General features: G+C 62.4%; 19 protein-coding genes. 9 read left to right on the forward strand and 10 right to left on the reverse strand.

The genetic code is table 11. From position 1 onward, the window contains the following. Positions 1-407: 407 nt before the first annotated feature. On the reverse strand, positions 408-1,487 hold the full coding sequence (locus JJJ17_RS01390) for a PA0069 family radical SAM protein (protein WP_200683247.1): 1,080 nt from the start codon (positions 1,485-1,487) through the stop codon (positions 408-410). Positions 1,488-1,591: 104 nt separating this feature from the next. Here JJJ17_RS01390 and yghU point away from each other — a divergent pair, with 104 nt between their 5' ends. Continuing rightward, positions 1,592-2,461, forward strand: a complete 870-nt coding sequence (yghU, locus tag JJJ17_RS01395; protein WP_200683248.1) for a glutathione-dependent disulfide-bond oxidoreductase — start codon at positions 1,592-1,594, stop codon at positions 2,459-2,461. Between the two features lie 114 nt (positions 2,462-2,575). Then, a complete protein-coding gene (locus JJJ17_RS01400) occupies positions 2,576-3,634 on the forward strand; it encodes a hypothetical protein (RefSeq protein WP_200683249.1) in 1,059 nt (352 codons plus the stop codon). Between the two features lie 33 nt (positions 3,635-3,667). Here JJJ17_RS01400 and urtE read toward each other — a convergent pair whose 3' ends face one another. The 5 genes from urtE to urtA all read right to left on the reverse strand — a co-directional run bounded on the left by urtE (position 3,668) and on the right by urtA (position 9,613). Continuing rightward, positions 3,668-4,375, reverse strand: coding sequence for an urea ABC transporter ATP-binding subunit UrtE (gene urtE / locus JJJ17_RS01405; RefSeq protein WP_200683250.1), 708 nt, complete (start codon positions 4,373-4,375; stop codon positions 3,668-3,670). A 1-nt stretch (position 4,376) separates the two neighbouring features. Next, positions 4,377-5,117, reverse strand: a complete 741-nt coding sequence (gene urtD / locus JJJ17_RS01410; RefSeq protein WP_200683251.1) for an urea ABC transporter ATP-binding protein UrtD — start codon at positions 5,115-5,117, stop codon at positions 4,377-4,379. After that, a complete protein-coding gene (urtC, locus tag JJJ17_RS01415) occupies positions 5,114-6,322 on the reverse strand; it encodes an urea ABC transporter permease subunit UrtC (RefSeq protein WP_200683253.1) in 1,209 nt (402 codons plus the stop codon). Before urtC ends, urtD begins: the two co-directional genes overlap by 4 nt. Beyond that, positions 6,323-8,266, reverse strand: coding sequence for an urea ABC transporter permease subunit UrtB (urtB, locus tag JJJ17_RS01420; RefSeq protein WP_200683254.1), 1,944 nt, complete (start codon positions 8,264-8,266; stop codon positions 6,323-6,325). Between the two features lie 63 nt (positions 8,267-8,329). After that, positions 8,330-9,613, reverse strand: coding sequence for an urea ABC transporter substrate-binding protein (gene urtA, locus JJJ17_RS01425; RefSeq protein ID WP_200683255.1), 1,284 nt, complete (start codon positions 9,611-9,613; stop codon positions 8,330-8,332). A gap of 474 nt (positions 9,614-10,087) precedes the next feature. On the opposite strand from urtA, the gene JJJ17_RS01430 reads away from it, so the two are divergent. Genes JJJ17_RS01430 through JJJ17_RS01455 form a run of 6 tightly spaced genes read left to right on the forward strand, consistent with a single transcriptional unit; the run spans position 10,088 to position 16,625 of the window. Then, the gene (locus JJJ17_RS01430) at positions 10,088-11,122 is read left to right on the forward strand and encodes a rod shape-determining protein (protein ID WP_200683256.1); all 1,035 of its coding nucleotides are present in this window, start codon (positions 10,088-10,090) and stop codon (positions 11,120-11,122) included. Between the two features lie 40 nt (positions 11,123-11,162). Beyond that, positions 11,163-12,104 carry a rod shape-determining protein MreC gene (gene mreC, locus JJJ17_RS01435; RefSeq protein WP_200683257.1) on the forward strand — a complete coding sequence of 314 codons (942 nt, stop codon included), beginning with the start codon at positions 11,163-11,165 and terminating at the stop codon, positions 12,102-12,104. Then, positions 12,097-12,633: a rod shape-determining protein MreD gene (locus JJJ17_RS01440; protein WP_200683258.1), complete on the forward strand. Its 537-nt coding sequence runs from the start codon at positions 12,097-12,099 to the stop codon at positions 12,631-12,633. The genes mreC and JJJ17_RS01440 overlap by 8 nt, the downstream gene beginning before the upstream one ends. Then, on the forward strand, positions 12,630-14,570 hold the full coding sequence (mrdA, locus tag JJJ17_RS01445; protein WP_200683260.1) for a penicillin-binding protein 2: 1,941 nt from the start codon (positions 12,630-12,632) through the stop codon (positions 14,568-14,570). The genes JJJ17_RS01440 and mrdA overlap by 4 nt, the downstream gene beginning before the upstream one ends. Positions 14,571-14,577: 7 nt before the next feature. Further along, positions 14,578-15,717 (forward strand): rod shape-determining protein RodA, encoded by a 1,140-nt coding sequence (gene rodA, locus JJJ17_RS01450; protein WP_200683262.1) that lies wholly within the window; start codon positions 14,578-14,580, stop codon positions 15,715-15,717. Beyond that, entirely contained in the window at positions 15,717-16,625 is a 909-nt protein-coding gene (locus JJJ17_RS01455) for a 2-hydroxyacid dehydrogenase (protein WP_200684705.1), read from the forward strand. Before rodA ends, JJJ17_RS01455 begins: the two co-directional genes overlap by 1 nt. A gap of 32 nt (positions 16,626-16,657) precedes the next feature. On the opposite strand, the gene JJJ17_RS01460 is transcribed toward JJJ17_RS01455, so the two are convergent. The 4 genes from JJJ17_RS01460 to folK all read right to left on the reverse strand — a co-directional run bounded on the left by JJJ17_RS01460 (position 16,658) and on the right by folK (position 20,538). Beyond that, positions 16,658-17,281 (reverse strand): DUF2062 domain-containing protein, encoded by a 624-nt coding sequence (locus tag JJJ17_RS01460; protein WP_234463832.1) that lies wholly within the window; start codon positions 17,279-17,281, stop codon positions 16,658-16,660. A 91-nt stretch (positions 17,282-17,372) separates the two neighbouring features. Then, positions 17,373-19,487: a RelA/SpoT family protein gene (locus tag JJJ17_RS01465; protein WP_200683266.1), complete on the reverse strand. Its 2,115-nt coding sequence runs from the start codon at positions 19,485-19,487 to the stop codon at positions 17,373-17,375. Positions 19,488-19,514: 27 nt separating this feature from the next. Continuing rightward, positions 19,515-19,868, reverse strand: coding sequence for a DNA-directed RNA polymerase subunit omega (gene rpoZ / locus JJJ17_RS01470; protein WP_200683267.1), 354 nt, complete (start codon positions 19,866-19,868; stop codon positions 19,515-19,517). Between the two features lie 70 nt (positions 19,869-19,938). Then, positions 19,939-20,538 (reverse strand): 2-amino-4-hydroxy-6-hydroxymethyldihydropteridine diphosphokinase, encoded by a 600-nt coding sequence (folK, locus tag JJJ17_RS01475; protein WP_200683268.1) that lies wholly within the window; start codon positions 20,536-20,538, stop codon positions 19,939-19,941. A gap of 111 nt (positions 20,539-20,649) precedes the next feature. Between folK and JJJ17_RS01480 the strand changes: the two genes are divergently transcribed. Next, positions 20,650-21,201, forward strand: a complete 552-nt coding sequence (locus JJJ17_RS01480; protein ID WP_200683269.1) for a LabA-like NYN domain-containing protein — start codon at positions 20,650-20,652, stop codon at positions 21,199-21,201. Positions 21,202-21,306 lie beyond the last annotated feature (105 nt).

Here is a 21,306-nt window from a genome sequence, read left to right on the forward strand (position 1 = left end):
CCTTTCATGTTCAGGCGCACTTCATAGGCGGGAAATCCCTCCGCTCCCGCCACGAGAGGTCGCGCCGATTGCAAAAGCTCGGCGGAAGGATGGGGTCTTATAGCGGCGAATGCTGCGGATGCAAGGCGATTCGGGGGGCCGCGGTCGGATGCAGAGGCGGCGACGGTTGGACATATTCATGTCACATGGCTGCATAACAGGACAGAGGGCAGCGCCTGTCCGTCGGATGGGCACTGCAACGATGATGTTGGGCAGTTTATGGTGCCATCCCGCCGAACATTACCGTAGCGCGGAACGGTGACGAAGTGCCCGTCCGGTGGGGCGGACAGGCACTGCCCGGCGGCGCATTCTGCGCCTTGATTCCGGGCGGGCATCCTATCTTCTGCCGGGTGAGGCCGAGGCGCTTTTCAAAACAACGACAACTGATCCCCCGCCTTGGGCGGTCGCCCGAACCGGCTGCTGTCCAGCGCGATACTGCCCTCACTATAGCCCAGCCGTTTCCGCGCCAGCCGGAACCGCTGCTGCGTCAACTTGATCTCGATCCCCTCGCCCCGGAAGCGATGACCGAAGCGCGGGTCGTTATCCTTGCCGCCGCGCATCGCCTGAACCCGGTTCATGATATGCGCGGCCATGCCGGGGCGGTGCCGCTCCAGCCAGTCGCGAAACAGCGGCGCGACCTCATAGGGCAGCCGCAGCGGGATCATGCTGGCCATCTTCGCCCCGGCCTCTCGCGCAGCGGCAAGGATCGTCTCGATCTCAGGCTCGGTCAGGACCGGGATCACGGGCGCGACCATGACCCGGACCGGCACCCCGGCGCGCGACAGTTCTCGGATCATCTTGAGGCGGGTTTCGGGCGTCGGCGCGCGCGGCTCCATCGCTCTTGCAAGGCCCGCATCCAGCGTCGTCAGGCTGATGCCGATAAAGGTCATGTCCTTCGCCGCCAGTTCCGCCCACAGATCCACATCCCGCAAAACCGTTCGCCCCCGCGTCACCAGCGTCACCGGATGGTTCCAGTCCCGCAGCACCCTCAGGATGCCCGGCATGATCGCCAGCTTCGATTCAATCGGCTGATAGGGGTCGGTATTGGTGCCAAGCGCAATCGGTGCGACCTTGTAGGAAGGGCGACCGATTTCCCGTTCCAACAGCTTTGCGGCATCGGGCTTGGCGGTGATCTTCGTCTCGAAATCCAGTCCCGGAGACAGGCCAAGATAGGCGTGGCTGGGCCGGGCGTAGCAGTAGATGCAGCCATGCTCGCACCCTCGATATGGATTGATCGAGCGGTCGAAGGGCACATCGGGCGAGGAATTGCGGGTGATGATGCTGCGCGGCTGTTCGGTCACGACTTCGGTTTGCAGTAACCGTTCCTCTTCAGGAATGTCCCAGCCGTCATGTTCCCGCTGACGCTGATACAGCTCGAACCGACCCTCCGGGCGGGTGTCCGAGCCTCTGGCTTTCAGCCGTTCATCTGGATCGCGGGGTGGCAGCATGAGGCAAGATTAGAACATAACAAGAACATTTACCAGAGATTCGGCGGGTTGATGTTCGCGACTGCCAGACACATGTTTTGCAAAGAACACCGACAGGAGATGTCATGAGCGACGAATATATTCCGCCAAAGGTCTGGGTCTGGGACAAGGAAAACGGCGGCGCATTTGCCAGCACCAACCGGCCGATCGCAGGGGCGACCCATGACAAGGCCCTGCCTGTGGGCAAGCACCCCTTGCAACTTTATTCGCTGGCGACGCCCAACGGGCAAAAGGTCACGATCCTGCTTGAAGAGCTGCTGGAGGCCGGTTTTGACGCCGAATACGATGCCTGGCTGATCAAGATCGGCGATGGCGATCAGTTCGGCAGCGGCTTTGTCGAGGCGAACCCGAACTCGAAAATCCCGGCTTTGTTCGATCATTCGGTCACGCCGCCGCAGCGGGTGTTCGAATCCGGCTCGATCCTTGTCTATCTGGCCGAGAAATTCGGAGCCTTCCTGCCGAAAGACCCCGCCGCACGGACCGAGGCATTGAACTGGCTGTTCTGGCAGATGGGATCGGCACCTTTCCTTGGCGGCGGCTTTGGCCATTTCTACGCTTATGCGCCGGTGAAGATCGAATACGCGATCAACCGCTATGCGATGGAGGCGAAGCGTCAGCTTGACGTGCTGGACCGCCACCTTGCCGATCACCGCTTCATGGCGGGCGATGACTATTCCATCGCCGATATGGCGATCTGGCCGTGGTATGGGCAACTGGTCGCGGGCAAGGTTTACGGCGATGCCGCGACCTTCCTTGATGGCGCAAGCTATACCAATGTCCGCCGCTGGTATGACGAAATCGCGGCCCGCCCGGCGGTGCAGCGCGGGATCATGGTCAACAAGACCTCGGGCGATCCGGCGCAGCAATTGCACGAACGCCACGACGCCTCGGACTTCCAGAACCGCACGCAGGACAAGCTGGAACCACAGGGCTGACGCCCCGCCATAGGCCGGATTCAGCCGGGACGCGACGTCGCCCGGCAGAATCTGGCTTGGCATTTCAATTCGGTAACTGCTTAATGCCGCCAGATTTTATTCGGAGGTATTGAAATGCAGCTTCCCCGTATAGCGATTGACGCCCTGCCCGCAGGAGACGGCGCGGTCACGAAATACATTTCGCCCGAGGTGCGCAACAAATCCTGGTTCAATCCGGGCAAGCCGGTGATCTTCGTCAACGGGATGCTGAACACCCCCGAGGATCACATGAAAAGCGCCAATGCGCTGTCGCTGATGCTGGGCAGCCCGGTGATCGGTGTTTACAACCAGAAAGACGGTTTCTGGCGCGACCTGTTCCAGTGCATTTCGGACAAGGCGCAGATGACCTCGATGCAGACATCGAACCTGCATACGAACGATCAGTGGATCCGCGTCTATGAACAGCTTTATCAGATCGAAAAGCAGAAACGCCCCGGCCTGACCCATGCTGCCTATGTGCATGAATTGCTGGCCTCGAACGCGGCGGCGCAATCGCTGTTTGCCTTGTTGGTCGCCTCGGACGGGATGCTGGGCACGCCGATCTGCTGCCACAGTCAGGGCAATCTGGTCACCTCGAACGCGCTGACCGGCGTGACGATGGTGCGCGGCACCGGCGCGGTGCAGGGGCTAGAGGTGAACAGCTTCGGTTCCCCGGCGCGCGGCTGGCCTGCCGGTCTGCGGCGGGTGAACAACGCCTATACCTTCGATCCGGTCAGCTTCCTTGATCTGACGATGGATTGGACCAGTTCCAAGGTCGGCTTCAAGGTCGCGCATGGATTCTTGAACTATGTCGATCAGGACGGGGAATTTGTGGTGAACCGCTTCCGCACCGGCGGTTGGGGCATGACCGTGAACATGGACGAAGACGGCCTTGCCGATTTCTGCGTCACCCTTGGCACCAATACCCGGCGGCTGCGGTCGATCTTCGACCGGCTGGAAAAGGCGCATTGGAGCGACAGCGACGATGTGGCCGTGGCCTATGTGAACAAGCTGGGCGACGCCCAGATCGCGGCGCTTCAGGTCAGCGACCGGGATTTTGTCACGCAACTGGTGCGCCTGCTGAATGCCGGGATCACCACCAGCGATGAGCGTATGGCCATCGCGCGGCTGGAAGCCGCGCAGAAAGTCGCCTGACGACACCGGAAACGAGGTTAGAGCAACGTTTCTCTATGCCGCTGCGTGCCCGGCCAGCCGGGCATGCAGATCCTCGCGCCGCAGCGCCTGTTTCGGGCCCTGCATCACCGCGCGCCCGCGTTCCAGCACCAGAAAATCGTCACCCAGATCCCATGCGAAGTCGAAATACTGCTCGACCAGCACGATCGCCATATCGCCACGGTCGCGAAGCGCGGCAATCACCCGGCCGATCTGGGCGATGATGTTGGGCTGAATCCCCTCGGTCGGTTCGTCCAGCAACAGCACCCGGGGCTTGGTGATCAGCGCGCGGGCGATGGCAAGCTGCTGTTGCTGCCCGCCCGACAGATCGCCGCCGCGACGGTGGGACATTTCGGCGAGCACCGGAAAGCTCTCGAAAATCTCGTTGGGGATGCGCCGTTCGGCGCGGGGCAGGCAGGCAAAGCCGGTTTCCATATTCTCGCGCACCGTCAGCATCGGGAAGATCGCCCGGCCCTGCGGCACATAGCCCACGCCCAATCGCGCCATCTGTTGCGCGCTGATCCGGCCAAGCTCTGCGCCGTCAAAACGGATGTCGCCGCCGGAGCGCGGATACCGCCCGGCCAGCAGGTTCATCAGCGAGGTCTTTCCGACCCCGTTATTCCCCATCACGCAGGTCACCGCGCCGGGGCGGGCGGCGATGTCGATCCCGTGCAGGATCTGCGATCCGCCATAATGCAGGGTCAGGTTCGTCGCGTTCAGCATCTCAGCGCCCCAGATAGACTTCGATCACGTCGGGATTTCGGGTGACATGGTCCAGCGAGCCCTCGGCCAGAACCGAGCCCTGATGCAGCACCGTCACCTTGCATTCCAGCCGCCGCACGAAATCCATGTCATGTTCGACCACCACCACAGCCCGCGTCTCGGCCAGACGGCGCAGCAGCGTCGTGGTTTGTTCCCGCTCGGCCAGGGTCATCCCCGCCGCCGGTTCATCGACCAGTAGCAGGCGCGGTTCTTGCGCCAGCAGCATGCCGATCTCCAGCCATTGTTTCTGGCCGTGGCTCAACTCGCCTGCCTTGCGGTCGATCTGTTCGGACAGGCCCACCTCTTCCGCAAGTTCGGCGACCCGTGCGGCCGAGGTGGCGCTGGGACGCCAGAACAGCACCCCGAACGGGCCGCGATTGGCCTTTAGCGCCATGGTCAGGTTCGCGGAAACGCTTTGATCCTCGAACACCGTCGGGCGCTGGAACTTGCGGCCGACGCCTGCACGGGCGATCTGCGCCTCGTTCATCTTCAGCAGCGAGCGGGAATCTTCGCCCCACAGAACCCGGCCTGCATCGGGCTTGGTCTTGCCAGTGACAATGTCCATGAAGGTGGTCTTGCCCGCGCCGTTCGGGCCGATCACCGCGCGCAGTTCCACCGCGCCGATATTGAAGGACAGGTTGTTAATCGCCTTGAACCCGTCAAAGCTGACCGAGACGGAATCGACTTCCAGAAGCGCGCTCATGCCTTGACCTCCTGTTTGCGGGGGGCTGCACGGCGCGGTGCGCGCAGGCCCGACAGGCGGTCGAAAATGCCAGCGATGCCTTTCGGCGCGAACAGCGTGACCAGCACGAAGGACAGGCCAAGCGCCACCTGCCACCAATCGACCCAATGGACGACATAACCGGGCAGGCGGATATCGGGTGCCCGCCCGCCGGTGAACCAGCTTGACAGCAGCGAGACGACAACCGCGCCGATGATCGCGCCATACAGCCTGCCGCGCCCGCCAATGGCGACCCAGACGGCAAGGTAGATCGAGGCGATGGGCATCAGTTCCGCCGGGTTGATGATCCCGGCCTGCGGGTAATAAAGCGCCCCGGCAATGGCGGTGATCATCGCGGCAAGGGTGAAGACGACCAGCTTGAAGCCCTCGACCGGGTAGCCAAGAAAGCGCACGCGGGTTTCGTCGTCGCGGATGGCGCGGATCACGCTGCCGAACTTGCCGCTGACCAGCCACGCGGCCAGCACGTAAAACACCGCCAGCGCAGCGGCAGAGGCCCAGAGGAACCAGACCGACAGGGTAGCCTGATCGCGGCCCTCAAGTCCGGGGATGTTTTGCAGCCCCGACAGGCCGTTATTTCCCCGAAAGCCGCTGTCGTTCTGAAACAGCCACAGCGCGAGCGCTAGCGTCATCGCCTGCGTCAGGATCGACAGATAGACGCCGTTCACCCGCGACCGGAAGGCCAGCCAGCCAAAAACCAGCGCCAGAATGCCGGGCACGGCGACCACAAGGATCAGTTGCAGCGTCAGCGAATGGGCGAAGGTCCAGACCAGCGGCAGATCGGACGAGCCAACCACGCCGAAAATCTGGTTCGCCACCGCCTCTTGCAGTTCCAGCGGGGTGGCGGGGATCGGGTTCTGGGCCAAGGATGCCGCGACAATGGTTTCGGTGCGCGCATACATCAGCCATTGCCCGACCATATAGCCGCCAAGCGCGAAAAACGCCATTTGACCAAGGCTCAGGATGCCCAGATAGCCCCAGACCAGATCCATCGCCACGGCGGCCAGCGCAAGGCACAGCGTCTTGCCCAGCACCTTGACCATCGAGGTCGGGATCGCCCCGTTGCCATAAGCCGCGCTCATCAGCGTGACCGCGACGGTGAACGCCGCCAGAACCGCCAGCACGATCAGGATCGAGGGGTTGCGAAGGATGAAGGGTTGCCGGGTCATTTACGCCTCTGCCGCGCGGCCACGCTGCGGAATGATCCCGCGCGGCCGGAACTGGATGAAGATCACGATGAACAGGATCATGAAGGTCTGCGCCGCCAGCGTGTTCGACGGATTGAAGGATTCGATCACCTTCGACAGCACGCCGATCAACCCGGCCCCGGCCAGCGTTCCCCAGATATTGCCAACGCCGCCGACAACCACAGTCATGAAGCTTTGCACGATATATTGCTGTCCAAGCTCTGACGTGACCTGCGCGAAAAGCCCGATGGCGACGCCCGCGATCCCGGCAATGCCAGAGCCAAGGCCAAAGGTCAGCATCGCGATCCGGTCCGGGTTGATCCCCATGCTGGAGGCCATGCCGGGGTTCTGCGTCACCGCCCGCACCTCAAGCCCCACGCGGGTCCGCTTCATGATGAACAGGAACAGGCCAAGGAACAGCAACGCCAGAACAAAGATCGCCACCCGGATCGACGAGATCGAGATGACATCGTTGAAGGTGATCGCACCTTCCAGCCATGCGGGCGCGGTCAGCGGGCGGGCCTGTGTGCCGAAGATGTTCTTGGCAAGCTGTTGCAGCGCGATAGAAACGCCGAAGGTCGCCAGCAACGTCTCTAACGGGCGGTTCGCCAGATGGCGGATGACCAGCCGATAAAGCAGCACCCCCGCGCCGAATGTCACCACAAAGGCCAATGGCAGCGCGACGATCAGCGACAGGGTGCGGTTGGCGATCATGGTCTGGACGACATAGGCGGTATAGGCGCCCATCATGATGAATTCGCCATGCGCCATATTGATCACGCGCATGACGCCGAAGGTGATGGCAAGCCCGATTGCGGCAAGGAAATAGATCGAGGCCAGCGACAGCGCATCCAGCCCCAGATCGACGCCTTTCATGGCGGTCAGCCGCACCTCGGCCCGCATCTGCGCGGCGCGGGCGGCGTCGGTGACGGCCTTGTCTGGCTCGGCATAGGTATCGAAGAACCGGGTGGCTTCCAGTGCCGCCCCCGCCTCGGCCTCGGTCGCGGCGGGGGGGACGGTGCCTGCGGCTTCCAGCGCCTCATAGGCGCGGTCACGGGCTGCGGGGTCGTTCAGTTGCCCCACCGGCACGCCACCGACATGACCATCGACGATATTCGCGGCCAGCGCATTACGCTGATCGGCAGAGCTGAGTTTCGGTTGCAGCAGCCCTTCCGAGGTCATCAGCGCAATGGCAGCCTCTTCGGAGAAATCCCCACCACCCACCGAAAGTTCGCGGGCGATATTGGCGTTTGCGGGTTCCTCGGTCGCGGCGATGCGGCTGGTTGCCAGAAGCGGGTTCAGCGCGGCACGGAAATCAAGGCTGACATCGCCCGCCATCTCCTCGATCGCGGCGACGCGGGCGGCGGTGTCGGTGTCGAAACGGATGGTCAGCAGCTTTTCTACCCGGTCGCGGCGGGCGGCAAGGGCCGGGTCTTCCTCGGCCGGGGCGGCGCGCAGGGCGTCAAGATGGGCTGAGGTGCCGTCGCGGGCGATGCTGGACAGGGCAGCGGCGCGGCGGGCAGGATCGGGGCTGGAGATTTCACCGGCGACCAGCGCGCCTTCGATCACGCCGCGCACGCCGGAATTTGGCCGCAGCATCTTCGGATCGGCACCCGTCACCGCCGCGCCGGTCGCGGCATCGGTCGCGCTGTCGCCATCGACGATCAGCAACCGCCCGTCATCGGTCATGCCGAGATTGCGGCTTGCCCATGCCGACAGCAGCGCCAAACCCTCCGGCCCGGTTGCGGCGATCTCTGCGATCAGCGGCTCGACCGTGCGGCGCGAGGGTTTCTCGATCTGGTCCAGATTGTCGGCGATCACCGCCTCAAGCGCGGGATTTGCGGCGGAAATCTGGGGCAGGGCCAGCAGGCTCAGCGCCAGAAGCAGCGCGGGAAACAGGCGGAGAGAGGCGCGAAAGGCCATCATGGGAAATCTTTCCGAAACGGGCTGGCGATGGCGGCGATAACCCGCCGCCATCTCCGGGCAGCATCAGTAGTTCGATTGAACCTGCACGCAGGTCCCGGTCTCGGTGTTCCACATGCCGCATTCCTTGCCGGGCCAGTCGGCATCCAGCACCGCCGATTCCGGCAGGAAGTCGGTCCATGCATCACCCGGAACCGGCTCGGTCTGGCTGACGATGTCGAATTGACCATCCTCGCGGATTTCGCCGATCAGGACGGGCTTGGTCAGGTGGTGGTTCGGCAGAACGGTGGCGGTGCCGCCGGTCAGGTTGGGAACCTCGACGCCGACGATCTTGTCCAGCACCGGATCGACATCGGTGGTGCCCGCCGCTTCGACCGCCGCGACCCATGCGTTGAAGCCCAGCATCGTGGCCTCCATCGGGTCATTGGTCACGCGTTCGTCGTCACCGATGAACTTGTGCCATTCTTCGATGAATGCCGCGTTTTCAGGGGTATCGGCGGTTTCGAAATAGTTCCAGGCCGCCAGGTGACCGACGAGGTTCGTCGTATCCAGACCCGCCAGTTCCTCTTCCCCGACCGAGAATGCCATAACCGGGATGTCGTCGGCCGAGACACCCGCTGCCGCCAGTTCCTTGTAGAAGCCAACATTGGCATCACCATTGATGGTTGAGACAACTCCGACCTTTTTGCCGTCGGCACCAAGCGCCACGACATCGGCGACGATCTTCGACCAGTCCGAATGCCCGAACGGGGTGTAGTTCACGAAGATGTCGCCGCTGGCCACACCTTTATCGGCCAGATAGCTTTCAAGGATGTTGTTCGTCGTGCGCGGATAGACGTAGTCCGTGCCCAGCAGCGCCCATTTCTCGACGCCCAGTTCCTCGGCCATGTAATCCACCGCAGGGATCGCCTGCTGGTTCGGTGCGGCGCCGGTATAGATCACGTTCTTCGAGGATTCCTCACCCTCATACTGCACCGGATAGAACAGCAGACCGTTCAGTTCCTCGATCACCGGCAGCACCGATTTGCGGCTGACCGAGGTCCAGCAGCCGAAGATCACATCGACATCAGAAACAGTCAGTAGTTCACGCGCCTTTTCAGCAAACAGCGGCCAGTCCGAGGCGGGATCGACCACCACGGCCTCAAGCGGACGACCCAGCAGGCCACCCTTGGCATTCTGCTGTTCGACCATCATCAGCACAGTGTCTTTCAGCGTCGTTTCCGAAATCGCCATCGTGCCGGAGAGAGAGTGCAGCACACCGATCTTGATCGGCTCGCCTTCCTGGCCCCAGGCCGTGCCCGCCAATGCCATTGCGCTGCTCAGCATCAGCAATCCCGTCAGTTTTCTCATTCTCACCCTTTCGCCCGGCCATCGGGGCCGGTGTCCCTGTTACGATCTCTGTGAAGGCGCTGGCCCGGTGGGGCGCGGTCTTCGCACTTGCAGCAGATTGCGGAAACGGGCGGTTTGGACAGGATTCGGGCAGTATTCGCCCGCAGCGCGCGCAGAGTGACGCATGGACAGGCAGGCTTGAAAGCGGTTGCCCGCGACTTGGGCAGAAGATGATTGAAGAGAGGGCCGGATGCCTTGCCGATATGCCGCGCCTGCATCTGGACCGGGCAAATGTCGGTTGATGGCGGTGACGATAGGTCGTCGCGCGAAAACCGGCCCGCCGTTCGCGCAATCTGCATCGGGTCTTTCAAGGCCCGGCCAACCCATTTATATGGGGCAACGCTGTTCCGGGCAGGCGATTCCTTGCCCGGGTTTCGGCATGGGGCGACCTAAACGGGGCAGGACCGGGCCAACCCGGCACGAAAGGATACAGGCATGGCATTCGGCGGTTTGTTTTCGACCGACATCGCAATCGACCTCGGCACGGCGAACACGCTGATCTATGTCAAGGGCAAGGGCATCATTCTGAATGAGCCCTCGGTCGTGGCCTATCACGTCAAGGACGGCAAACGTCAGGTTCTGGCCGTGGGCGAGGACGCGAAACTGATGCTGGGCCGGACGCCCGGCAGCATCGAGGCAATCCGCCCGATGCGCGAAGGCGTCATCGCCGATTTCGACAGCGCCGAGCAGATGATCAAGCACTTCATCAAGAAAGTGTTCAAACGCACCAGCTTTTCGAAGCCGAAGGTCATCGTCTGCGTCCCGCATGGCGCAACCCCGGTTGAAAAACGCGCGATCCGTCAGTCGGTTCTGTCCGCAGGCGCCCGCAAGGCTGGTCTGATCGCCGAACCCATTGCCGCAGCCATCGGCGCGGGGATGCCGATTACTGAACCGACCGGCAGCATGGTCGTGGATATCGGCGGCGGCACTACCGAGGTTGCGGTCCTGTCGCTTGGCGATGTGGTTTATGCGCGCTCGGTCCGGATCGGCGGCGACCGTATGGACGAAGCCATCGTGAACTATCTGCGCCGCAATCAGAACATGCTGATCGGCGATTCGACGGCCGAGCGGGTCAAGACCTCCATCGGCACCGCCCGGATGCCCGATGACGGGCGTGGCGCAACGATTGCCGTTCGCGGTCGCGATCTGTTGAACGGGATCCCCAAGGAAATCGAGATCAGTCAGGCGATGGTCGCCGAAGCCCTGACCGAGCCGATGCAGGCCATTGTCGAGGCGGTGATGGTCGCGCTGGAGGCGACGCCCCCCGATCTGGCAGCCGATATCGTCGACCGTGGTGTCATGCTGACCGGCGGCGGCGCGATGTTGGGCGATCTGGATCTGGCGCTGCGCGAACAGACCGGGCTGTCGATCACCCTTGCCGACCAGCCGATGAGCTGTGTGGCCTTGGGCACGGGCAAGGCGCTGGAATATGAAAAGCAGTTGCGGCACGTTATCGACTACGACAGCTGACATGGCCAATCCTGTGGCCCATCGCGCAGAGGCCGCCTGAATGGCAAGCAAGGGACCGGATTTCGTCACGCCCATCCGGCGCGTTCTGATCGCGTTGCTGGCGATCGTGCTGATCGCGCTGTTCCTGTTCTGGCGCATCGACAGCCCGCGGGCCGAGCGGATGCGAACCGCGATGATCGACCGGGCTGTGCCCAGCTTCGAATGGGCGCTGGCCCCGGTCACTCAGGTCAGCCAGATGATCTCTGGCTTTCAGTCCTATGCCCGCATCTATCAGCAAAATCAGGAACTGCGCCGCGAGTTGCAGAAGATGCAGGCGTGGAAGGAAGCCGCCGTCCAGCTTGAGCAGGAAAACTCGAAGCTGTTGGCGCTGAACAATGTCCGTATCGATCCGACGCTGACCAGCGTGACTGGCGTGGTCATGGTCGATAGCGGCTCCGCCTTTCGGCAATCGGTGCTGCTGAATGTCGGCTCACGCGATGGCATCATCGAAGGCTGGGCGACGATGGACGGGCTGGGCCTTGTGGGTCGGATCGCCGGAGTAGGGCAGCGGACCAGCCGGGTGGTGCTGCTGACCGATCCCTCGTCACGTATCCCGGTGACGGTGCAGCCGTCGGGTGAAAGGGCGCTGCTGACCGGCGACAACACGGCGCTGCCGCTTCTGGATTTCATCGAGACGCCCGACAATGTGCGGCCCGGCGACCGGGTGGTGACCTCTGGCGATGGCGGTGTGTTCCCGCCCGGTCTGATCGCGGGGCAGGTGGTGCAGGGCAGCGACGGGCGAATCCGTCTGCGCATGGCCGCTGATTATGGGCGGCTGGAGTTCCTGCGCGTGCTGCGCTCGCACCCCGCCGAAACCGTGGTCGATGTCGGCGCAATCATCGTCTCGGATGATCGCAGCTTCATCGGCCCGCAAATGCCGACCTCTCCGGTTGATGCGGCGCAGGCTGCGCCCGCGCTTTCGACGGGCACCGGGAATGATTGAAAGCGCCAAAAGGCAGGTGATGATCGGCTCGGTCCTGTTCATCCTTTGCACGGGCGCGATCCTGTTCTTTCGCCTGCTGCCCCTGCCGGGGCGCGCGATCTGGCCCGGCCCGGATATCACGCTATGTCTGACCTTCATCTGGCTGCTGCGCCGCCCGGATCAGCTTCCGGCGCTGCTGATCGTGCTGGTGTTTCTGGTCGAGGATATCATGCTGTTGCGCCCGCCCGGTCTTTGGGCGGTCTTCGTGCTGATGGGAACCGAGGCTGCACGCTCTCGTGAGGGGCGTTGGCGGGATCAGCCATTCGTGCTTGAATGGCTGCGCGTTGCCATCCTGATGGGGGCGATGGTGATTGGCTACCGTTTCGTGCAGTTCATCTTCATGTTGCCCGTCCCGGCTTTGGGACAGGTGCTGCTGCAATATATCGCGACGGTCATGGCCTATCCCTTCGTCACATTGATGGCGCGCTGGTTGATCGGTCTGAAACGGATCAGCCCCGTCGAAGCAGAGATGATGAGATACGCCCAATGACGAAATCGCCGCGCGAGATCATTGACAGCAGCCGCAAGATCGGCCGCCGCGGCTTGTTGCTGGGCGGTATCCAGTTGGGTGTGATTACGACACTGGCGCTGAAGCTGCGCTCGATGCAGGTCGAACATGCCGAGGAATTCCGCACGCTGGCCGACGGCAACTCGATCAAGGTGCGGCTGCTGCCCCCGGCGCGCGGGCTGATCCTTGATCGCAACGGCTTTCAGATCGCCGGAAACGAACAGAATTACCGCGTCACCCTGACTCGCGAGGATGCCGGTGGCGATGTGAAACCCGTGCTGCAACGCCTGTCCAAACTGATCCCGATCAGCGAAGTTCGTATGGCCGAGCTGATGGAAGAGTTTTCCAAACGCAGCGCGGTGACGCCGATCATTCTTGCTGACCGGCTGTCATGGGAACAGTTCAGCGCGATCGCGGTGAATGCGCCCTCGCTGGCGGGGGTGACACCGGAATCGGGACTGTCGCGCTTTTACCCGCGCGCGGGCGATCTGGCGCATGTGGTGGGCTATGTCGGCCCGGTCTCGGATTATGATCTGTCGAAGATCGAGGAACCCGATCCGGTTCTGAAACTGCCCGAATTCCAGCTTGGCAAGGTCGGTTTCGAGGCGCGGATGGAAGATGCGTTGCGCGGCACCGCAGGCTCTCGCCGGGTCGAGGTGAACAGCGCCGGACGCGAAATGCGCGAACTGTCCCGGCAGGAAGGCGAACAGGGCGCGACCGTGCAGATGACGCTGGACGCGCGGCTGCAAAACTACGCAGCACAGCGCATGGGCGAGGAAAGCGCCGCCGCCGTGGTGATCGATGTCCAGACCGGCGATATTGTGGCGATCTCGTCTTCGCCCAGCTTTGATCCGAATAAATTCGTGCGCGGCATATCCTCGACCGATTACCGGGAACTGATGGATCACGACCACCGCCCGCTGGCCGACAAGACCGTGCAGGGGGTTTATCCGCCCGGTTCGACCTTCAAGATGATCACGCTGCTGGCCGGGCTTGAAGCCGGGGTCATCAACGCGGGCAGCCGCTTCTATTGCCCCGGCTATACCGAGGTCGGCGGTCGCCGTTTCCATTGCTGGAGCAGGGGCGGGCATGGCTCGGTCGATGCGATCAACAGCCTGTCGCATAGCTGCGACGTTTATTACTACGAACTGGCGCAAAAGGTCGGGATCGACCGGATCGCGGCCATGGCCCGCAAGTTGGGCGTCGGCGTGCGTCACGATCTGCCGATGTCCGCCGTGGCCGAAGGGATCGCACCGGACCGGGCGTGGAAACAGGCGCGCTACGGCCAGAACTGGCAGGTCGGCGACAGCCTGAATGCCTCGATCGGGCAGGGCTATGTGCTGGCCTCTCCGTTGCAACTTGCGGTGATGACCGCGCGGGTTGCGACCGGGAAAGAGGTGAAGCCGCGGCTGATCCGCGCCATTGACGGCGTTCCGCAGCCGGTGCCGGAATTTGCCGATCTGGGTCTGAACCCGCTGCATCTGCGCACGGCGCGGCAGGGGATGGATGCGGTGATGAACGCCTCGACCGGGACCGCGCGGCGGATGCGGATCATCCGCGAGGATTGGCGGATGGCGGGCAAGACCGGCACCAGTCAGGTCCGCAACATCACCGCCGCCGAACGCGCGCGCGGCGTCGTCTCGAACGAACAGCTTCCTTGGAACCGCCGTGATCACGCGCTTTTCGTCTGTTACGCACCCTACGAGATGCCGCGCTATGCTGTCTCGGTCGTGGTGGAACACGGCGGCGGCGGTGGCGCGATTGCGGCCCCTGTCGCCCGCGACATTATGCTGTTCGCGCTGGCGGGTGGCTTGCCGCCGCTGGACGCTGTGCCCGATGAACAGCGCGCCGCGATGGAGGAACGGCACAATGCCATGCATCTTCTTGCGCCCGAAGCGCCCCGACTGACCCGCGCCTGAGGCAAGCATGTCCTATCTGGATTACAAGGTCGCCCAGACCCCGACCGGCATCCGCAAGATCCTGTATCTGAACTGGCCGCTGGTTTTCCTGATCCTGGCTGTGGCCGGGATCGGCTTCATCATGCTGATCTCGGTCGCCGGAGGACGGGTCGATCTGTGGGCCGAGCCGCAGATGTATCGCTTTGCCGTTGGCATGGTCATCATGATCGGGCTGGCCTTTGTGCCGATGTGGTTCTGGCGCGGGATCTCGGTCGCGGCCTATGTCTGCTGCTTCCTTTTGCTGGTCGGCGTCGAGATCGCGGGCGAGATCGGCATGGGCGCGCAACGCTGGATCGATATCGGCCCGATCCGTTTGCAGCCGTCCGAGTTGATGAAAATCGCGCTGGTTCTGCTGCTGGCCGCTTATTACGACTGGCTGCCGCTGAAAAAAGTCTCGCGCCCGCTTTGGGTGATTATCCCGGTCATTCTGATCCTTGCGCCGACGGCTTTGGTGCTGATCCAGCCCGACCTTGGCACCTCGATCATGCTGGTCGCCGGGGGCGGGATTGTGATGTTCGTGGCGGGGGTGTCGCTGTGGTATTTCGGCGCCGTCATCGGCGTTGCAGTGGCGCTGGTCTATACCGTCCTGAAAAGTCGCGGCACTGAATGGCAATTGCTGAAAGACTATCAGTTCCGCCGGATCGACACCTTCCTTGACCCCTATTCCGACCCTCTTGGCGCGGGATACAACATCATCCAAAGCCAGATCGCCCTTGGCTCTGGCGGCTGGTCGGGGCGGGGCTTCATGCAGGGCACGCAGTCACGCCTGAACTTTCTGCCCGAGAAGCACACCGACTTCATCTTCACGGTGCTGGCCGAGGAATTCGGCTTTATCGGGGCAATCTCTCTGCTGATCCTCTATTCGCTGATCCTTGGCTTTTGCCTCTATTCGGCGCTCAGCAATCGCGACCGTTTCGCCAGCCTGATTACCATTGGCATCAGCGCCACGTTCTTTTTGTATTTCGCCATCAACATGGCGACGGTGATGGGGCTGTTGCCCGCCAAAGGCTCGCCCCTGCCGCTGGTCAGCTATGGCGGCACCTCGCTGATGATCCTCATGCTGGGTTTTGGGCTGGTCCAGTCCGCCCATGTTCACAGGCCAAGATGATGCGCGTTCTGTTCGCCGCCCCTCACGGCTACTGGTCCCGCTGGGCCCCCGCCCTGCAAGCCGCCTGCCCGGAGATGACCTTGCTGCGGGAAAGCGATCCCGCCGTGATCGATGCGATCATCTATGCGCCGGGGGGAGAGATCAGCGATCTGTCGCCCTATGTGAATGCGCGGCTGGTTCAAAGCCTTTGGGCGGGGGTTGAGCGGATCGTGACCAATCCCACGCTGACACAACCCTTGGCGCGCATGGTCGATCCGGGTCTGGCGCAGGGCATGGCCGAATTCTGCACCGGCTGGGCGATGCGGGCGCATCTGGGGATGGATGCATATGCGCAAGATGGTGAATGGCGGAACCATCTGGTGCCGCCCTTGGCCTCGGAAACGCCTGTCACGATCCTTGGCACCGGAGAGCTTGGCCGCTCGGTCGCCGCGATGCTGGGCGGGATCGGTTTTCCGGTGACAGGCTTCAGTGCCTCGGGCCGCGCGGTTCCGGGGATGCGGGTGCTTGGCGCGGATCAGTTGGCCGAGGCGCTGACCGGGGCGCGGATCCTGATCAACCTTTTGCCGGATACGGCCGCGACGCGGAACCTGCTGGATGCTGCGCGGCTGGCGCTGTTGCCGCAGGGGGCATGGCTGATCAATCCGGGGCGCGGGACGGTTCTGGATGAGGATGCGCTGATCGAGGCATTGGACAGCGGCCATCTGGGCCATGCGGTGCTGGATGTGTTCCGCACCGAGCCTTTGCCGCCGGAACATCCGTTCTGGGGCCATCCCGGCGTGACCGTCACCCCGCATATCGCCGCCGAGACGCGACCCGAAACCGCAGCGCCGGTTGCCGCCGATAACCTGCTGCGGGCGATGGCAGGGCAGCCGATCCTGCATCTGGTGGATCGCGCGAAGGGATATTGATCCGGGTTATTCAGAAAAGGCCCTGGTCCCGGTCACGCATGCCCGCGTGGATCTTGCGTTGTCGTTGTCTTGGTCAGTGGCGGTATCGGTGCGGCTGCATGAGCCTTGGCGATCCGGCGGGCCATCTTCTTCGCGCGGCGACGGTGGTAGGCGCGAATGACCGGCAGCGCGAGATAATACGAGATGAACCCGGCGATCAGCCCAAGAAATGTGCCGCCGATCAGATAGGGCAGGAAGATGTCGCCCATGAAATCGCCCATGCGGTCCCACCCGACCTCAGCGGGACCGAAGATCGCCGCGACATTCTGCCAGATTTCGGCACTGGCACGGGCGAACTCGACGAATATTTCTTGCGGCGGCAGGCCCGCCTCCATCCCCATCAGATAGCGGCCCAGACTGACAGACATAATAGCGATGAAGGGCAGCGTCACCGGATTGCCGGCGAAGGTGCCGATCAGGGCGGCGAAGATATTGCCTCGGATCATCCAAGCCAGCGCGGCGGCAAGCAGGAAATGCACACCATAGAACGGCGTGAATGAGGCAAGGACGCCCACAGCAAGGCCAAGCGCAATCCGCTGTGGCTGATCCGGCAAACGGCTGAGACGATGCACGATATACGTCCCCGCCCGACGCCAGCCGCCGCGGGGGTAGATCATGTCACTGGCAATCTGCCCGTAACTGCGGGGTGTGCGCCGTTTAAACACGTTTGCTTATCCTTGGTGTTGGCAGCAAAACGCGGCAGATCGCCTAGGGTTTCAGCGCTGCATCGCGAATTCGCGCCACCTGCGCCACGTCACTTTCCGCTTCCAGCGCGGTCAGCAGATTGTGCAGATGTTCATGGTCGCGCAATTCTACCTCGACCTCGATCCGGTAGAAATCCGGCTTGCGTGCGATGAATTCGAGGTTCGAGATGTTCGCCCCCTGCTGCCCGATCAGGGTGCAGATACGGCCAAGAACGCCGGGATCGTGACGGATCGTCAGTTGCAGGATCGTCGAATAGACCGGCGGATGCCGCCCCTCGCGCCATTGCACATCAATCCAGCGGTCGGGGCTTTCCTCGTATTCCGCCAGAACCGGGCAGTCGATCGCATGAATGACGACGCCCTTGCCGCGATAGGTGATGCCCACGATGCGCTCACCCGGCAGCGGATTGCAGCACGGCGCCCGCTGAAACTGCGAATCTGCCTCCAGCCCGGCAAAGGGGCGTTCGCCGTCGATCTCTTCCCGGTCATGGACCAGATCGGGATACAGAACCTCCAGCACCTCTTTGGCGGAATTTTCGGCGCTGCCGATCCGGGCCAGAAGCTCGTCTGCGTCGTTAAGACCCATCTGCTTAGCAGCGGTCCGCAGCGCCTTGTCGGTCACCTTGCGCCCGACATGTTCAAAACTGACCCGAACCAGTTCGCGGCCAAGGCGGATGAAGCGGTCGCGGTCTTCTTCGCGCAAGGACCGCCGGATCGCGGCCTTGGCGCGGCCCGTGACCACAATGTCCAGCCATGTCGCCTGCGGACGTTGACCCGAGGCTGAGATGATATCGACCGATTGCCCGTTCTTCAGCCGCGTCCATAACGGCACGCGGATGCCATCGACCTTGGCGCCGACACAGGAATTGCCAAGACGCGTATGGATCGCATAGGCGAAATCGATCGGCGTCGCGCCTTTCGGCAATTGCATGACGTCGCCCTTGGGCGTGAAGACGAAGACCTGATCCTGATACATCTCAAGCTTTACATGCTCGAGAAATTCGTTGTGATCCTCGCCCTCGAAACGGTCGGTCAGGCTTTCGATCCACTCTGCCGGATTGACCGCAAACGGGTTTTCCGAGCGGGTACCGTCGCGATAGGCCCAATGCGCAGCCACGCCCGCCTCAGCCACCTCATGCATCTGCCGGGTGCGGATCTGCACCTCGACCCGCTTGCCGTCGCGGCCCGAAACAGTGGTGTGGATTGAGCGATAGCCGTTCGATTTCGGCTGGCTGATATAATCCTTGAACCGGCCCGGCACCGCCCGCCAGCGGTGATGGATCACGCCAAGCGCGCGGTAGCAATCCATTTCCGAGCGGGTGATGATCCGAAAGCCGTAGATGTCGGACAGCCGCGAAAACGCCAACTGCTTTTCCTGCATCTTCCGCCAGACCGAGAAGGGGCGCTTGGCGCGGCCAAAGACCATCGCCTCGATGCCTTCTTTCTCAAGCTCGGCGCGAATATCGCCGGTGATATGAGCGATGACATCGCCGGATTCGCGTTGCAGGCTGACGAAGCGGCGGATGATCGATTTGCGTGCTTCCGGATTGATGACCTTGAAGGCCAGATCCTCCAGCTCTTCGCGCATCCATTGCATGCCCATGCGCCCGGCCAGCGGCGCATAGATATCCATCGTCTCACGCGCCTTTTGCACCTGCTTGTCGGGGCGCATCGACCGGATCGTGCGCATATTGTGCAGACGGTCGGCCAGCTTGACCAGAATGACGCGCAGATCGCGCGACATCGCCATGAACAGCTTGCGGAAATTTTCGGCCTGTTTCGAGGCGGTCGAGCTAAGCTGAAGGTTGGTCAGCTTGGTGACGCCATCGACCAGTTCGGCGATCTCTTCGCCAAAGATGGTGGCGACTTCGTCCTTGGTCGAGCGGGTATCCTCGACCGTGTCATGCAGCAGGGCGGTGACGATGGTGGCATCGTCCAGCCGCATTTCGGTCAGGATGGCGGCGACGGCAATCGGATGGGTGAAATAGGGCTCGCCCGAATGGCGGAACTGCCCTTCATGCATCCGCATGCCGTATTCATAGGCATCGCGGATCAGCGTGGAATTGCTGCGGGGATTGTAGTTGCGGACAAGCGCGATGAGGTCTTCGACGTCGATCATGATCCTGACGAAGACCCCATGAAATCCTTAGCGCTGGTTAGCTTCCAGCATCATGCGCAACATCCGCTCTTCCGATTCTTCATCGGCGGGTTTCGGGCGGTCCATTTCTGCACCCAGAAGCAGCGCCATCGCGTCTTCTTCCGGCTCATCGACCTCGATCTGGGTCTGGGTCGATTCAATCATCCGCTCGCGCAGGTCATCGACCGGCTGGGTCTCGTCGGCGATCTCGCGCAGGGCGACGACCGGGTTCTTGTCGTTGTCGCGATCCACGGTCGGCTGGCTGCCGGTCGCGATTTCACGGGCACGATGCGAGGCAAGCATCACCAGATCAAAGCGGTTGGGTACTTTGTCGACGCAATCTTCAACCGTTACGCGGGCCATGTCTCACCTGTGTGTTCGAATCGAATTTCCGGGGCGGAAGCCGAGTATCTGGCGCTCCGCCGCGTAAATGTCAAGGAAACCCCGCCGATGAATGGGTTGGCAGGGGGTGCATTCCGGTCGTTCCGTCCGGTCCAAGCGCGGCAAGCATCTCAATGACGCTGCGTCCGGTCAAGGGGTGGCGCCAGCCGGGGGCGATTTCCGCCGTCGGCGCCAGGACGAAACCGCGATCCTGCATCCGCGGATGCGGCAGAATCAATTGGTTGGGCGCCTCACGCAACTGTGCCTCACGCGGCAGGTTGATCCAGTTGCGAAGGGTGGCCATATCCGGCAGGATCATGTCGTCAAAGGCGATCAGGTCAAGATCCAGAACCCGCGCCGACCAGCGACCGCCGCTGCGGTCGCGGCCGAAATCGGCCTCGATCCGATGAAGACGTTCAAGAAGCTGGCTGGCAGAGAGCAAAGTGGAGATTGTCGCGGCAGCATTGACATAATCGGGCCCGGCCCCGGGCGGGTCGGCGGGTGTCAGCCAAAACCGACTGACGGCGGTTATTGTAATATCTTGCCCGTCGTGCAGAATATTCGTCGCCGCTTGCAGCGTTTCACTCGCGCTGCCTGCCGTGGACGCCAGATTGGCACCTAAAGCAACCAAACCTAAAGACAACTTTCTCATCCCGATGCTTGCGTCCTAAATTGATCCCCGGCCCGGACCGCAACTAGCCAGTTCCCTCACCCTGGCGCGGACCGAAACTAAAACGAGCAAGTCTCACTGAAGGCAACAGGAATGTTTTACAAAGACGACCGCTTGGCGATTTTCATCGACGGCGCCAACCTCTACGCCGCCGCGAAATCACTGGGCTTTGATATCGATTACAAGCTGCTGCGACAGGAGTTCGATCGCCGTGGCAAGTTGATGCGTGCCTACTATTACACAGCCCTGATGGAAGGTGAGGACTATTCCCCAATTCGACCGCTGGTCGACTGGCTGCATTACAACGGCTATTGCGTGGTCACCAAACCGGCGAAGGAATATACCGACGCCATGGGCCGTCGCAAAGTGAAGGGGAACATGGACATCGAGCTTACAATCGATGCCATGCAGCTTGCACCGCGTCTTGACCATGCGGTGCTGTTCTCTGGCGACGGTGACTTTCGCCCTCTGATCGAGGCGTTGCAGCGTCAGGGCGTCAGGGTTTCGGTCGTCTCGACCATCCGGTCTCAACCACCGATGATTGCGGACGACCTGCGCCGTCAGGCAGACAACTTCATCGAGCTTGATGCATTGCGCGACATCATCGGACGTCCGCCGCGCGAACCGCAGCAAAACGGCGACTAAGTTCGCCCGCTATTACAATCGATCTCGCCCGCGCAACCGTACAGCGCGGGCGATGTCGTTTGTGGTGAGTTGTTGTCTGCGCAATAGCCCCCGTCATGGCCAAGC

It is taken from the genome of Paracoccus caeni, from assembly GCF_016629665.1.
Lineage (GTDB): Bacteria > Pseudomonadota > Alphaproteobacteria > Rhodobacterales > Rhodobacteraceae > Paracoccus > Paracoccus caeni.

What these genes read in the sequence shown, in the direction of transcription:
- urtA (WP_200683255.1), bottom strand. Translation starts at nt 9,613, where the DNA reads ATGAGAAAACTGACGGGATTGCTGATGCTGAGCAGCGCAATGGCATTG.
- urtD (WP_200683251.1), bottom strand. Translation starts at nt 5,117, where the DNA reads ATGAGCGCGCTTCTGGAAGTCGATTCCGTCTCGGTCAGCTTTGACGGG.
- urtB (WP_200683254.1), bottom strand. Translation starts at nt 8,266, where the DNA reads ATGATGGCCTTTCGCGCCTCTCTCCGCCTGTTTCCCGCGCTGCTTCTG.
- JJJ17_RS01430 (WP_200683256.1), top strand. Translation starts at nt 10,088, where the DNA reads ATGGCATTCGGCGGTTTGTTTTCGACCGACATCGCAATCGACCTCGGC.
- yghU (WP_200683248.1), top strand. Translation starts at nt 1,592, where the DNA reads ATGAGCGACGAATATATTCCGCCAAAGGTCTGGGTCTGGGACAAGGAA.
- mreC (WP_200683257.1), top strand. Translation starts at nt 11,163, where the DNA reads ATGGCAAGCAAGGGACCGGATTTCGTCACGCCCATCCGGCGCGTTCTG.
- JJJ17_RS01390 (WP_200683247.1), bottom strand. Translation starts at nt 1,487, where the DNA reads ATGCTGCCACCCCGCGATCCAGATGAACGGCTGAAAGCCAGAGGCTCG.
- JJJ17_RS01455 (WP_200684705.1), top strand. Translation starts at nt 15,717, where the DNA reads ATGCGCGTTCTGTTCGCCGCCCCTCACGGCTACTGGTCCCGCTGGGCC.
- rpoZ (WP_200683267.1), bottom strand. Translation starts at nt 19,868, where the DNA reads ATGGCCCGCGTAACGGTTGAAGATTGCGTCGACAAAGTACCCAACCGC.
- urtC (WP_200683253.1), bottom strand. Translation starts at nt 6,322, where the DNA reads ATGACCCGGCAACCCTTCATCCTTCGCAACCCCTCGATCCTGATCGTG.
- urtE (WP_200683250.1), bottom strand. Translation starts at nt 4,375, where the DNA reads ATGCTGAACGCGACGAACCTGACCCTGCATTATGGCGGATCGCAGATC.
- folK (WP_200683268.1), bottom strand. Translation starts at nt 20,538, where the DNA reads ATGAGAAAGTTGTCTTTAGGTTTGGTTGCTTTAGGTGCCAATCTGGCG.
- JJJ17_RS01440 (WP_200683258.1), top strand. Translation starts at nt 12,097, where the DNA reads ATGATTGAAAGCGCCAAAAGGCAGGTGATGATCGGCTCGGTCCTGTTC.
- mrdA (WP_200683260.1), top strand. Translation starts at nt 12,630, where the DNA reads ATGACGAAATCGCCGCGCGAGATCATTGACAGCAGCCGCAAGATCGGC.
- JJJ17_RS01460 (WP_234463832.1), bottom strand. Translation starts at nt 17,281, where the DNA reads ATGATCTACCCCCGCGGCGGCTGGCGTCGGGCGGGGACGTATATCGTG.
- rodA (WP_200683262.1), top strand. Translation starts at nt 14,578, where the DNA reads ATGTCCTATCTGGATTACAAGGTCGCCCAGACCCCGACCGGCATCCGC.
- JJJ17_RS01465 (WP_200683266.1), bottom strand. Translation starts at nt 19,487, where the DNA reads ATGATCGACGTCGAAGACCTCATCGCGCTTGTCCGCAACTACAATCCC.
- JJJ17_RS01400 (WP_200683249.1), top strand. Translation starts at nt 2,576, where the DNA reads ATGCAGCTTCCCCGTATAGCGATTGACGCCCTGCCCGCAGGAGACGGC.
- JJJ17_RS01480 (WP_200683269.1), top strand. Translation starts at nt 20,650, where the DNA reads ATGTTTTACAAAGACGACCGCTTGGCGATTTTCATCGACGGCGCCAAC.